Below are 12,958 nucleotides of genomic sequence, written 5' to 3' on the forward strand. Positions count from 1 at the left end.
TAAACGCATATCGCCGCATTGTTCCACAAAGCGAATGAAAGCAGCAACGAGGCTTCGCAGCTTATGTGAACTCTTGTGAAAAGCTCGTATTCTGACGGCCTTTTCCGTGACAATTCAGTGAGTAACTCCATGCGCCTGGCTTTATTCGACCTCGACAACACACTTCTGGGTGGCGACAGCGACCACGCCTGGGGTGATTACCTATGCGAGCGCGGCATTCTCGACGCCATCGCCTACAAAGCGCGCAACGACGCGTTTTATCAGGATTACCTGGCGGGCACCCTGAACCTGACAGACTATTTGAACTTCAGCCTAGACATCCTCGGCCGCACCGACATGGCTCAGCTGGATGAATGGCACCGCGAGTTCATGCGCGACTGCATCGAACCCATCATCCTGCCCAAGGCCGAAGCCCTGCTGGCAAAGCACCGTGAAGCGGGCGACAAACTGCTCGTCATCACCGCCACCAACCGCTTTGTGACGGCGCCAATCGTTACACGGTTTGGGGTTGATACCTTACTGGCCACCGAATGCGAAATTATCGACGGCCGCTTCAGCGGGCGCACCACCGACATCCCTTGCTTCCGCGAAGGGAAAGTGACGCGACTTAATCGCTGGCTGGAAGAAACCGGATTCACTCTTGATGACAGTTACTTCTACAGCGACTCGCTGAACGACCTACCCTTATTGGAGCAAGTCGCCAACCCGGTAGCCGTCGACCCAGACCCGAAGTTACGCGCCGAAGCAGAGCGGCGTGGCTGGCCGGTGATCACGCTGAGAAGCTAGGTCGTTCCGAATGACCCCTTCGCGAACAAGTTCGCTCCTACTGGAATTGAGTCAGCCTCAAGCTCCACGCCCTACCGAGATTCGGTGGGAGCGAACTTGTTCGCGAAGAGGACGCCTCGGTACACCAGACACAACGCTTGCGTTTAAACCGGCTTAGCCCCCATCAACCCCGCAATAGCGATAAAGCACACGCCGCAGAACAGGGCGAGGGCCAGGGTGAATTTTGGATGGCCGATGACGGAGGGAACGCGCAGGCGGTTGAGGCGAACCAGTAGCCATGCCCAGCTGAGGGTGCCCAGGGTATAGAGCACGCTCGCGGCCAATAACCAGGTCTGACCCAATGGCCAGCCGGCGTAATGCACCAGCCACCAGCCGCTGATCGGCAAGGTCAACAAGCACAGGGCCATCAGAATCCAGGCGAATAACCACGGCCGTTGCAGGGTGCGGCGCTGGGTGGTCAAGTCGCCGGCGCGGCGGCCGCGGATGACCCAGACCACGAGCCCCAACGCGCTGAGTAGAAACAGCACGGTGGCGACAACGTGGACGATTTTGATGGCGGTGAAATGTTCCATTTTCAGTAAATTCCTGTCAGAGCGTATTGATCAGCGTAGCAGCGCGACGGTTTTCCTCGGTGGATTAGCCGAGGAACAATTTGTAAGCCGGGTTCTCGCTTTCATCCCAATGCGGATAGCCGATTTCCGCCAACGCCGCCGGAATCAGGTGGCGCTCGTCTTCCGGCACCACCAAACCAGCGACAACACGACCGTCCGCCGCGCCGTGATTGCGGTAGTGGAACATCGAAATATTCCACTGCCCGCCGAGTTTGTTGAGGAAGTTGAACAGCGCGCCCGGACGCTCTGGGAATTCGAAGCGCAACACCACCTCATCACTGACCCGTGCCGCGTGGCCGCCGACCATGTGCCGAATGTGCAGTTTCGCCAGCTCGTTATCGGTCAAATCCAGCACCGGAAAACCTTGCTCGGTCAGGCTGGCCAGCAGCGCGGCGCGAGGGTCGGTGTCCGGGTGGGTTTGCACGCCAACGAAGATGTGGGCTTCGCGGTCGGTGTGGTAGCGGTAGTTGAATTCGGTGATCTGGCGTTTGCCGATGGCTTCGCAGAACGCCTTGAAGCTGCCCGGCTTTTCGGGAATGGTCACGGCAATGATTGCTTCGCGGCCTTCGCCCAACTCGGCACGCTCGGCCACGTGGCGCAGACGGTCGAAGTTGACGTTGGCACCCGAGTCGATGGCGACCAATGTTTGCCCGCTGACGCCGTACAGCTCGACGTATTTCTTGATCCCGGCCACGCCCAGCGCACCCGCAGGCTCGGTGATCGAGCGGGTATCGTCGTAGATGTCCTTGATCGCCGCACAGATTTCATCGGTGCTGACGGTGATCACTTCGTCGACATAATCTTTGCAGATATCAAAGGTGTGCTGGCCGATCTGTGCCACCGCCACGCCGTCGGCGAACAATCCGACCTGGCTCAGCACCACGCGCTCACCCGCAGCCATCGCGGCTTGCAGGCAATTAGAGTCGTCTGGTTCGACGCCGATGACCTTGATGTCCGGGCGCAGGTATTTGACGTAGGCCGCGATGCCCGCGATCAAACCGCCGCCGCCCACCGGTACGAAAATCGCGTCAAGACGGCCCGGCTGCTGACGCAGAATCTCCATCGCCACGGTGCCTTGTCCGGCGATGGTGTCGGGATCGTCGTATGGGTGAACGTAGACGTAGCCTTTTTCATCGACCAGTTTCAGCGAAAATGCCAGTGCTTCGGGGAACGAGTCGCCGTGCAACACCACGATGCCGCCCCGGGAGCGCACGCCTTCGACCTTGATCTCGGGGGTGGTTTTGGGCATGACGATGGTGGCTTTGACGCCCAGCACCTTGGCCGCCAATGCCAAGCCTTGCGCGTGATTGCCCGCCGACGCCGTGACCACACCGCGTGCCCGTTCGGTGTCGCTAAGCAGGGTGAGCTTGTTGTAAGCGCCGCGAATCTTGAACGAGAACACCGGCTGCAAGTCTTCGCGCTTGAGCAGCACCGTGTTGCCGAGGCGCTCGGACAGCTGGCGGGCAGTCTGCAACGGAGTTTCTACGGCTACGTCGTAAACGCGCGAGGTGAGGATTTTTTTGACGTACTGTTCAAGCATCGGGAAAGCATCACTGGCGAATAGGGACAAGGCCCGAAGTCTAACCCAGAATGACGCGGTTTTAAGGCAGGTTATCGCTATAATGCGTGCCCTTTTGCAGACCTTTGCTCGCTGCAAATACATTTCCCGTAGGAGCCAACGTGTTGGCGAGATGGTTTTCCCGACACACCGCAGTGGACCCTTCGCCAACACGTTGGCTCCTACAGATACAGTTCCAATACCTTATTTTCGTCATATCGGAGCCCGCATGACCCAGGATCAACTCAAACAGGCCGTGGCCCAAGCTGCTGTCGATTTCATCCTTCCGAAACTCGATGACAAGAGCGTCGTTGGCGTCGGTACGGGTTCCACCGCCAACTGCTTTATCGATGCTCTGGCCAAGCACAAGGGCGCGTTCGACGGCGCGGTCGCCAGTTCCGAGGCCACTGCCGCACGCCTCAAGGGCCACGGCATTCCGGTGTACGAACTGAATACCGTCAGCGATCTGGAGTTTTACGTTGATGGCGCTGATGAAGCAGACGCAGGCCTGCACTTGATCAAAGGCGGCGGTGCGGCGCTAACTCGCGAAAAAATCGTCGCGGCCGTGGCTCAGACATTCATTTGCATTGCCGACGGCAGCAAGCTGGTGTCGGTGTTGGGCGAGTTTCCGCTGCCGGTTGAAGCGATTCCAATGGCGCGCAGCCACGTAGCACGTCAGTTGGTGAAGCTGGGCGGCGATCCGGTGTACCGCGAAGGCGTGCTAACGGATAACGGCAACATCATTCTGGACGTGTTCAACATGAACATCACCGACCCGGTGACGCTGGAAACCCAGATCAACGCCATCGTTGGCGTTGTGACCAATGGCTTGTTCGCGGCGCGTCCGGCTGACTTGTTGTTTTTGGGTACGGCGGAAGGTGTGAAAACCCTTAAGCGCTAATACGCATTTGGGCCTCTTCGTGAATGAATTCACTCCCACAGTGATTGCAATTTTACCGTGGGACAGAATTCATTCGGGAAGCTGTTGATCAGCGAACGCTGCTTTCGAACTTACTCACACCGGTCAACTCCAGCACAATCTCATCGCCCGCCACGAACGGACCAACGCCAGCTGGAGTGCCGGTCATGATGATGTCGCCGGCTTGCAGTGAGAACTGCGACGCCATGTACTGAATCATTGGAATGATCGGGTTGAGCATTGCGCTGCTGTTGCCGTCTTGGCGCACTTCGCCGTTGATCGACAAGCGAATCCCAATATCGGTCAGGTCTAGGTAGGCATCAGCCGACACAAACGGGGCGATGACTGCGGCGCCGTCGAAGGACTTGCAGATTTCCCACGGCAGGCCTTTCTCTTTCAGCCGGGTCTGAATGTCGCGCAAGGTCAGGTCCAGACCCGGAGCGAAACCGCTAATCGCATCCAGCACTTCTTCAGCGGTCGGGCTTTTAGTCAGCGGCTTGCCGATCAATACCACGATCTCAGCCTCGTAATGCACTGACCCGCGATCAACCGGGATAGTAAACCCACCTTCCAACGCGACTACGCAACTGCCAGGCTTGATGAACAGCAACGGCTCAGTCGGCACCGGGTTATTCAATTCTTTGGCGTGTTCGGCGTAGTTACGGCCGATACAGACGACCTTTCCCACCGGGAAGTGGATTCGCGTACCGTCGATGTACTGGTGCTGATAGCTCATGGGGCGACTCCTGGTCTGTAGGCCAAATGGATTAAACGGCGAAGATCTTGCCTGGGTTCATGATCCCGTTGGGATCGAACACGGCTTTAACCGCTTTCATGTATTCGATTTCGATGGGCGAACGGCTGTACGTCAAGTAATCGCGCTTGGTCATGCCCACGCCGTGCTCAGCGGAAATCGAGCCGTTGTACTTCTGCACGATCTCGAACACCCACTTGTTGACCGTGGCGCACTTGGCAAAAAACTCGTCCTTGCTCAGGTTATCCGGCTTGAGGATGTTCAGGTGCAGGTTGCCGTCGCCGATGTGGCCGAACCAGACAATTTCGAAGTCCGGGTAGTATTGGCCAACGATAGCGTCCACTTCTTTCAGGAACGCCGGCACTTTCGAAACGGTCACGGAAATATCGTTCTTGTATGGCGTCCAGTGCGAAATGGTCTCGGAGATGTATTCGCGCAGCTTCCACAGGTTCTGCAACTGTTGGTCGCTCTGGCTCATCACGCCATCGAGCACCCAACCTTCTTCCACGCAATGCTCGAAGGTTGCCAAGGCTTCGTTGGACACTTCTTCAGTCGTTGCTTCGAACTCCAGCAGCGCATAAAACGGGCAATCGGACTCAAAAGGCGCGGGAACGTCGCCGCGCGCCAATACTTTGGCCAGCGCTTTATCGGAGAAGAATTCGAAGGCAGTCAGGTCGAGCTTGTTATGGAACGCGTGCAGCACCGGCATGATTGCGTCGAAATCACGGGTCCCGAGGACCATGGCGGTAAGGTTTTTCGGCGCACGGTCCAAGCGCATGGTGGCTTCGACGACAAAGCCCAGCGTGCCTTCGGCGCCGATGAACAGTTGACGCAAATCGTAGCCGGTGGCGTTCTTGATCAAGTCTTTGTTCAGCTCGAGCAGGTCACCCTTGCCGGTGACGACTTTCATGCCCGCGACCCAGTTGCGGGTCATGCCGTAGCGAATCACCTTGATCCCGCCGGCATTGGTGCCGATGTTGCCACCAACCTGGCTGGAACCGGCCGACGCGAAATCCACCGGATAATAAAGGCCGTTGTCTTCAGCGAGGGTTTGCAGGTGCTCAGTGACGACGCCCGGCTGGCAGACCACGGTGCGGTCCGTCAGGTTAATGTCCAACACCTTATTCATGTAATCGAACGAGACGACCACTTCACCGTTAGCCGCGACCGCAGCAGCGGAAAGCCCGGTTCGACCGCCCGATGGCACCAGCGCTACTTTATGTTCATTGGCCCAGCGAACGATGGCTTGCACCTGTTCGGTGGTCTTCGGAAACACGATGGCCACAGGGGCTGGCGCGAAGTGTTTGGTCCAATCCTTGCCGTAAGTAATAAGGGAGTCAGCGTCGGTCAGGACCTTGCCAGGCTCAACCAGGGTCTTCAACTCGTCTATCAGGGCAGGATTGGTCATCACGGAACTCTCGAACAATTCATGGTCATCCTGAGAACGCTTCACGTCCAGGAATGGGTGTTTCGCGGGGTGCATATGCTAGCATAGCCCCCCGCTAATCGTGCCTACGGCCGATGTGCGCCCCCTGCCATTTTCTCCGGGACACAGGTTTACGCAGATGAGCAAGACTTCTCTCGATAAGAGCAAGATCAAGTTCCTTCTTCTCGAAGGCGTCCACCAATCAGCCGTGGACGTCCTCAAGTCCGCCGGGTATTCGAACATTGAATACCTTACCGGCTCGCTGCCGGAAGCCGAATTGAAGGAAAAGATCACCGATGCACATTTCATCGGTATCCGTTCCCGCACCCAATTGACCGAAGGGGTCTTTGATTGCGCGAAGAAACTGGTCGCTGTCGGTTGCTTCTGCATCGGCACCAACCAAGTCGATCTCAACGCTGCCCGCGAACGCGGTATCGCTGTTTTCAACGCCCCCTACTCCAACACCCGTTCGGTGGCTGAGTTGGTGCTGGCGGAAGCGATCCTGTTGCTGCGCGGCATCCCTGAGAAAAACGCTTCCTGCCACCGTGGCGGCTGGATCAAAAGCGCGGCCAACTCCTTCGAAATTCGCGGCAAGAAACTGGGCATCGTCGGCTACGGCTCGATCGGCACCCAACTTTCCGTGCTGGCCGAAGGTCTGGGCATGCAAGTGTTCTTCTACGACACGCTGACCAAACTACCGCTGGGCAATGCATCTCAAGTGTCTAGCTTGACCGAACTGCTGGGTCTGGCGGACATCGTGACACTGCACGTCCCGGAAACTGCTGAAACCCAATGGATGATCGGCGAGAAAGAAATTCGCTCGATGAAGAAAGGCAGCATCTTGATCAACGCCGCTCGCGGTACGGTGGTCGAGTTGCAGGCATTGGCTGACGCGATCAAGGATAAACACCTGATTGGCGCCGCCATCGACGTCTTCCCGGTTGAACCACGCTCGAACGACGAAGAATTCGAAAGCCCGCTGCGTGGCCTGGATAACGTGATCCTGACCCCGCACATCGGCGGTTCCACTGCCGAAGCACAGGCCAACATCGGTCTGGAAGTCGCAGAAAAACTGGTCAAGTACAGCGACAACGGTACGTCGGTGTCTTCGGTCAACTTCCCGGAAGTGGCCTTGCCCGCTCACCCTGGCAAGCACCGTTTGCTGCACATCCACCAGAACATTCCGGGTGTAATGAGCGAGATCAACAAGGTCTTCGCTGAAAACGGAATCAACATTTCCGGTCAGTTCCTACAGACCAACGAAAAGGTGGGCTACGTGGTCATCGACGTCGATGCCGAGTACTCCGATCTGGCCCAGGAAAAGCTACAGACGATCAACGGCACGATTCGTAGCCGCGTACTGTTCTAGTTTTTACCTAGGTACAACAAGGAGACCTGCGGGTCTCCTTTTTTATTTGCAAAAATACACGTTAGGAAAAGCATGACAGGGAGAACGAACATGACAGCAAGTCATATCACCATCGACAGAGCTTCAAAAACCGATCTGCAAGGCATCGTTGAGCTTCAGCATGCCAATCAGCTCGCCCAGGGCGGAACGCTGGCGGCAGAGCTGGCGCCTCATCAAATCGAAGAGATGATGCAGGACATGCCGCAGATTATCGCGCGGCGAAACGCAGAGATCGTCGCCTTTTTGATGACAACATCCCAAGCCGTCAACAAAAAGCGCCCCATACCCGTGGTTGAAAAAACGCTACAGGCCTATCCGTATGCCGAGTCCGACGCCTATATCTACGGACCGATCTGCGTCAGTGATGAAGAACGTGGTAACGGCCTGGCGCAACTAATGTTCGAGAAATTGCTTGAGGAGGAGCCTGGCCGCCAAGGCGTATTGTTTATCCGGGGCGACAACGAACCCTCGCTGCGAGCGCATAAAAAAATGGGAATGAACAAGGTAGGAGAATTCGACCTCAATGGGGCCGTGTTCCACGTCTTCGCTTACACAGCCAAAGCACGGCTGCGTCGTTCTTAACGCGTCGCGGTCAAAACTTTGAGGATCGGGCAAGACGTGCGATGAAACGTTAGGGGCAGAGGTGTCTCTGCTCCTAACGGGTTACGCATTACTTAACGGTAATCGTGATCTTCTTCGATTCAACCGACGGGTTCAGCGGGATGTGGCCTTTGTCGCCCATCAGCAATTGCAGGGTGTGCTTACCGGGTGCAAGGGTCAGCTCGGTTTCGGTCTGACCTTTGCCGAAGTGTTTGATGGTGTCAGTTGCCGGAATCGGTGCATCCAGCGGCAGCTCATCTTTCACGTCGATCAGCAAATGATGGTGGCCGGTATCCGGCATATCAACGCCGGCGGGCGCAACGCCCATGCCTTTAAGGCCAAACTGGACCTTGAACGTCTTGCCCACGGTCGCGCCATCTTTGGGCGAAATAATGTATTCCTCGGCGCCTGCGGGCGAAGCGGTACGCGGTACATCAGCTGCGCTCGCCAACACAGAAGCGCTCAGCAACAGACCCGCAATAGCTACTCGTGACAATAAGGTCTTCATGGTTTCTCCGGGAGATTAACGACACATATCGGACTTTAAACAACGACGTCGGTTCATTCGACACTTAGAACGGGTCATCGCCCCGGCGTCGAAACCAACCGGTCAGGGAAAGCCGCTCTCGGGTCGACGGTAGCACTTCATGGGGAATTTCACCCGAAAGAAACACCACCAGACAGCCGCCAATGGGCTGCACATCGTATTCGTTGTCGCCCTTGAGGGTCATGCGCAGTTGGCCGCCATGTTCGGGCAACCACGCGGGGTTCAGGTAAAGCACCGCCGAGACCGTGCGCCGATCATCATCGCGAAAACGGTCAAGGTGCTTGAGGTAAAACGCCCCTGGCGGGTACAGCGCGAAGTGGCTTTCAAAATCCTCCAGCCCGAGAAAAAGCCCTCGATTGAGTGCTTGGCGCAGGCTGTCCATCAGCGCCAGATAACGGTCGCACGCATGGGTTTCCCCCGCTTCCAGCCACTGAATGTGATCACCCCGAATGGTTTCTCGGATTTCCTGGGTATCGCCTCGCCCAACGGCGGCAGGCGCAAGTTGGCCGTCCTCCGAACGCTTGCGGCACTCTTGGGCCAACTCTAGGGTCAGAGCGTCGGGCAAAAAAATGTTTTGCTGCGACCAGCCGTTTGCGGCCAAGTCATCAACGATTCGTAGCAACAGCGGGTGATCAGGGGGGATTCGCATGGCTGGCATAGTATCCATCCGCCTTGAAATCCGACAGGGCCTGCGACCGAACGAGTGTGGAATACAGTGATAACTCGACAAATCCACGCAAGCGCATTGAGAATAGCGCCCTGCTGACAGGAGTCCCTATGCGCCGTTTGTTTGTTTTGTTGTTGATGTTCTGCCCATTGCCCTCTTGGGCAGACGGCCACGACCAGCTGTACAAGGTCGCCGGTTGGCCAGAACAACGCGCGCATTTCGTCGCTGCCCTCAACGCCGCCCAGCAGCGTTACCGCAACAGCCTGCCGCCGGCGGTCTATCAAGCGCTGGTCAATAACAGCAACCAACGCTTTGCGCCGCAGGCCATGGACCAGCGCGCCGAACAGCGTTTACGGCAAACGTTGCAGGACCCAATGCCCGCGCTGCAATTCTTTCAGTCGCCGTTGGGTCTCAAGATCGTCACCGCCGAGCTGACGGCAACTCGTCCCGATCAATTGGCAAAAAATGCTCAGGGCTTGCCGCACATTGAAGCCAGTGCGACCCGTCAGTTATTGATTGGGCATCTGGCCCAGGCGCTGCCTGCGCGCGAAGCAGGAGCCGAAGTCAGCCTCGCCATCGCAGGTGTCGCCGCCGACAGCCTCAGTCAGATGATTCCTGGCCTGTTAGGCGGTGGGCAGGCGCAAGGCATGCTGGACGGCCAACGGGAGCGGTTGATGCAGCAGATCGGTAACGACATGAACAACACGTTGCTCTATGTCTACCGCGACCTTTCCGACCCCGAGTTGGAAGAATTCGACACCTTTGCCGAATCCCCCGAAGGCAAAGCCTATTACCAGGCCGCCCTGGCTGCGGTCCGTGCCGGACTGGCCGTCGGGAAAAGCGCATCGAGCTTGGCGCCGGGGAAATAGTTTGATGACGCATAAACCGCTTCCCGAATAAATTCGGTCCCACAGATTTCAGCCGAGATCACTGTGGGAAGTTGACTTGCCAACGAAAGCGTCATTGCAAGCGCATCAGGTTTCGGGTCGACATCAGCGGCGCGATTACGGGCCTCTTCGCAGGCAAGCCTGCTCCCACAGATCGGATCGCGGCTGTCAGCAGCGCCTAAAGGTCCGCATCGAACTGCTCATCCAAAAACGCAAAATATTTTTCTCGCAGCACCGGCAACTCATTGGCCAAATGGTGCCGCGCTTCGCCGAGCATGAAGATTTGTGGTTTGGCGAATTTGTCGTTGAGGACTTCGAGGTTGTGCACCCAATCGACGGTCATGTCAGCGTCGCCCTGGACGATCAAGGGGCTGCGGCTGCTGCGAGGTGCGGCTTCGATGCGTTTGATCCACTTCGCCAACGCGCCCACCCATGCCGTTGGCAGACGCCGGGGTTGTAGCGGGTCGGCCAATAGAAATGGCAAAAAGTCCGGGTCGTTGGTGTTTTCGCTAAAGCGCCGCTCGATGCCTTTGACGAATGGGCTGAACAGGCTGTAGCTGAGTTTTGACAGGTTCCAGCCGCGCGGTCGAACCAGCGGCGCCAACAAGATGCTCCGCCCTTGTGCTGGGCTGGTGACGCCATGGATCAGCAAGTGGTCGATCACAATCGCCCCGCCGGTGCTTTGCCCGCACAGATGCCAAGGCTGCGGCAGTTGCAGGCTCGACGCTTCGTCGAACAAGGCGTCCAAGACCACTTGGTATTCATCAAAGTCGTCAATGCTTGCCCGAACGCCACTCGACAAGCCATGCCCCGGCAAGTCGCAGCCGATCACCGCAAACCCCCGGCCCAGCGCCCAGTCGATGACGTGCCGATAGAGCCCGACATGATCATAAAACCCGTGCACCAGAAACAGCGTCGCAATGGGCCGCTCAGGAATCCAGACCTGACTGACCACTTCATAGCCCGCGACATCGAAGCGCCCGAGCCAGCTACGAACAGGTGCCTGGCTCTCGCGGGTCGCTAAACCATAGAAGTGCTGGTAGGCCCGGCCCTCATCGGACAGGGGTTGTCCTGCGCGCAAAGGCAGCAGGCTGGATCGCAAAACATCAGGGTCGAAGGTGACGGGCATGGGTCTTCCAGGCAAAACGGAGGTCATTTGCATCCGAGCAAGGCAATCAGACAGCGCAGATATTCATCTGTCTCGCTAAGCATGGCAAGCTACGCGCCTCAAAACAGAAGCTGCCCGTATGAATGCGCGTTATCGCCCTACCGTTCTTGCCTGTTTGCTCGCCCTTGTTTGCGCGATTGGACTGTGGGCGGCTTACGACTGGTTCCAGGGGCGCTACATTCGCCCGTTCAGCGATCAGACCGCGTTGTTCGCCGGCGACGTGCTGAGTTTGCCTGCTGATTTAACAGGCCCAGGACGAATTCGACTGGTGCATTTCTGGGACCCCGCGTGTCCGTGTAACGTCGGCAATCAACAGCACTTGGCCCAATTGGTGGAACAGTTCGGCGGCGCCCAGGGAGTCGATTTCTATTCCGTACAGAAACCCGGCACCCATGGTCAACTGCCGAGTACGCTGGAGGCGATCAAACCGCTGAACAGCCTGCCCGGTGCCGAACGCATCACCGCCAGCCCTGCCGTCGCGATCTGGGACCGGGACGGCAAGCTGGCGTACTTCGGGCCCTACAGCGAAGGCGCCACCTGTAATTCCAGCAACAGTTTCATTGAGCCGATTCTCAAGGCGCTCAGCGCTGGGCGGCCGGTCGACGTCACGCACACCATGGCGGTCGGCTGTTATTGCCCGTGGCTGGCACCCTGACTATGCGTCGTTCGATCAGTGATGGGCGGCCTTGTAGGCGATCACGTAAGGCAGTTTCTCGTGGACAGTTTTGCGCAGCGCTTTGCTGTTCACCGATGAGTAGCCACCCAACTGCCGAGCGTTGAATCCACTGTCACCGACCAACGCGGTCCCCGGCAGCGCCACCATCAAAGCACTCGCCGCCTGCAGCGCTTTGCGGTAACCGCTGCGTTCACCCAGATCAAACGGCGCGATATCCAGCTGCGCCCGCAGCCAGCTTCCCCAATAAAACTCTAGAAACTCTGGAGTAACGCCCGCCGAACTCGGTTTGCCAAACGAAGCGCCGCGGGTGAAATAGACGAGGCTGCGAAACGGGTCGTTCTGCATGTTTTTCAAGCCAAGGTGTTCAGGCAATTGCGACGGGTTGATCGACTGGCCATTGCCGTCCTTCAACCAGGTTTTGTGCGCGTGCTGCATCCGCGTCCAAAACGTAGCGCTGTCGGCACTGTCGCTGAAGTCATCGGTCACTTTGACCCACATCTTCAACTGCGGACCGGCGCCCGGCTGGTCCCACAGGGTGGTGAAGGTGTGATGCCCATCGGTGAGATAGAACGCGCCACCTGGACCCATCACTACGGTTTTCATGGCTTTGGAATGGGTGCCCACCGGGCTTTGGCAGTCGAAACTGGCAAGATCAAGAAGGTTCGACGCCGTGTTCACTCGGCTGGAGTCGCCTTGGCCATTGGTCTCGCAGTATTCATCGAACAACTTTGAACGCTGCTCAGCGAAACGCCCGAGCTTGTAATAGATCTGGTCAAAGCCGATGACCGCTTGGGTCGGGTGCAATTGATCAAGACTGACTTCGACCAGTTCCCCCGGCTTGTGCGTAGACAACGCCTGGGCTTGGAGCGTGAACACACCCAGTACCAAGGCCAGCAGCCATGAACTCATTCGCATCTTCGATTCCTTTCATATCAGTAAGGCCCGAACTGT

14 protein-coding genes are annotated in these 12,958 nt (G+C 57.6%); 6 read left to right on the forward strand and 8 right to left on the reverse strand.

Annotated features, from left to right (window positions below; all coding sequences use genetic code 11):
• The first annotated feature begins 129 nt into the window (after positions 1 to 129).
• Positions 130 to 786: an HAD family hydrolase gene (locus RHM65_RS04220; RefSeq protein WP_322167181.1), complete on the forward strand. Its 657-nt coding sequence runs from the start codon at positions 130 to 132 to the stop codon at positions 784 to 786.
• 143 nt (positions 787 to 929) lie between these two features.
• Here the strand turns inward: RHM65_RS04220 and RHM65_RS04225 are convergent, their stop codons facing one another.
• Together RHM65_RS04225 and ilvA are read right to left on the reverse strand one after the other, a co-directional pair.
• On the reverse strand, positions 930 to 1,358 hold the full coding sequence (locus RHM65_RS04225) for a DUF2269 family protein (RefSeq protein WP_322167180.1): 429 nt from the start codon (positions 1,356 to 1,358) through the stop codon (positions 930 to 932).
• Positions 1,359 to 1,422: 64 nt separating this feature from the next.
• Positions 1,423 to 2,937, reverse strand: coding sequence for a threonine ammonia-lyase, biosynthetic (ilvA, locus tag RHM65_RS04230; RefSeq protein ID WP_322170651.1), 1,515 nt, complete (start codon positions 2,935 to 2,937; stop codon positions 1,423 to 1,425).
• Positions 2,938 to 3,184: 247 nt separating this feature from the next.
• Between ilvA and rpiA the strand changes: the two genes are divergently transcribed.
• Positions 3,185 to 3,856, forward strand: a complete 672-nt coding sequence (gene rpiA / locus RHM65_RS04235; protein WP_322167179.1) for a ribose-5-phosphate isomerase RpiA — start codon at positions 3,185 to 3,187, stop codon at positions 3,854 to 3,856.
• 88 nt (positions 3,857 to 3,944) lie between these two features.
• Here the strand turns inward: rpiA and RHM65_RS04240 are convergent, their stop codons facing one another.
• Both RHM65_RS04240 and RHM65_RS04245 read right to left on the reverse strand, forming a co-directional pair.
• On the reverse strand, positions 3,945 to 4,610 hold the full coding sequence (locus RHM65_RS04240; protein WP_322167178.1) for a fumarylacetoacetate hydrolase family protein: 666 nt from the start codon (positions 4,608 to 4,610) through the stop codon (positions 3,945 to 3,947).
• A gap of 31 nt (positions 4,611 to 4,641) precedes the next feature.
• Complete coding sequence (locus RHM65_RS04245) at positions 4,642 to 6,036, reverse strand: FAD-binding oxidoreductase (RefSeq protein WP_322167177.1); 1,395 nt, start codon at positions 6,034 to 6,036, stop codon at positions 4,642 to 4,644.
• 157 nt (positions 6,037 to 6,193) lie between these two features.
• Between RHM65_RS04245 and serA the strand changes: the two genes are divergently transcribed.
• Positions 6,194 to 7,423 carry a phosphoglycerate dehydrogenase gene (gene serA / locus RHM65_RS04250; RefSeq protein ID WP_322167176.1) on the forward strand — a complete coding sequence of 410 codons (1,230 nt, stop codon included), beginning with the start codon at positions 6,194 to 6,196 and terminating at the stop codon, positions 7,421 to 7,423.
• Between the two features lie 90 nt (positions 7,424 to 7,513).
• Complete coding sequence (locus RHM65_RS04255) at positions 7,514 to 8,044, forward strand: GNAT family N-acetyltransferase (protein WP_322184315.1); 531 nt, start codon at positions 7,514 to 7,516, stop codon at positions 8,042 to 8,044.
• Between the two features lie 88 nt (positions 8,045 to 8,132).
• On the opposite strand, the gene RHM65_RS04260 is transcribed toward RHM65_RS04255, so the two are convergent.
• Together RHM65_RS04260 and RHM65_RS04265 are read right to left on the reverse strand one after the other, a co-directional pair.
• Positions 8,133 to 8,570 (reverse strand): DUF4399 domain-containing protein, encoded by a 438-nt coding sequence (locus RHM65_RS04260; RefSeq protein WP_322184317.1) that lies wholly within the window; start codon positions 8,568 to 8,570, stop codon positions 8,133 to 8,135.
• 64 nt (positions 8,571 to 8,634) lie between these two features.
• Entirely contained in the window at positions 8,635 to 9,267 is a 633-nt protein-coding gene (locus RHM65_RS04265) for a 2OG-Fe(II) oxygenase (RefSeq protein WP_322184319.1), read from the reverse strand.
• A 119-nt stretch (positions 9,268 to 9,386) separates the two neighbouring features.
• On the opposite strand from RHM65_RS04265, the gene RHM65_RS04270 reads away from it, so the two are divergent.
• Positions 9,387 to 10,145 (forward strand): hypothetical protein, encoded by a 759-nt coding sequence (locus RHM65_RS04270; RefSeq protein ID WP_322167172.1) that lies wholly within the window; start codon positions 9,387 to 9,389, stop codon positions 10,143 to 10,145.
• A gap of 196 nt (positions 10,146 to 10,341) precedes the next feature.
• Here RHM65_RS04270 and RHM65_RS04275 read toward each other — a convergent pair whose 3' ends face one another.
• Positions 10,342 to 11,292, reverse strand: coding sequence for an alpha/beta hydrolase (locus RHM65_RS04275; protein ID WP_322184321.1), 951 nt, complete (start codon positions 11,290 to 11,292; stop codon positions 10,342 to 10,344).
• Between the two features lie 118 nt (positions 11,293 to 11,410).
• On the opposite strand from RHM65_RS04275, the gene RHM65_RS04280 reads away from it, so the two are divergent.
• The gene (locus tag RHM65_RS04280) at positions 11,411 to 11,986 is read left to right on the forward strand and encodes a DUF6436 domain-containing protein (RefSeq protein WP_322167170.1); all 576 of its coding nucleotides are present in this window, start codon (positions 11,411 to 11,413) and stop codon (positions 11,984 to 11,986) included.
• Positions 11,987 to 12,001: 15 nt separating this feature from the next.
• Here RHM65_RS04280 and RHM65_RS04285 read toward each other — a convergent pair whose 3' ends face one another.
• Positions 12,002 to 12,922, reverse strand: coding sequence for a ParB/Srx family N-terminal domain-containing protein (locus tag RHM65_RS04285; RefSeq protein WP_322184323.1), 921 nt, complete (start codon positions 12,920 to 12,922; stop codon positions 12,002 to 12,004).
• Positions 12,923 to 12,958: the final 36 nt, after the last annotated feature.

The sequence above is a fragment of the Pseudomonas sp. CCI4.2 genome, assembly GCF_034350045.1.
Classification (GTDB): domain Bacteria; phylum Pseudomonadota; class Gammaproteobacteria; order Pseudomonadales; family Pseudomonadaceae; genus Aquipseudomonas.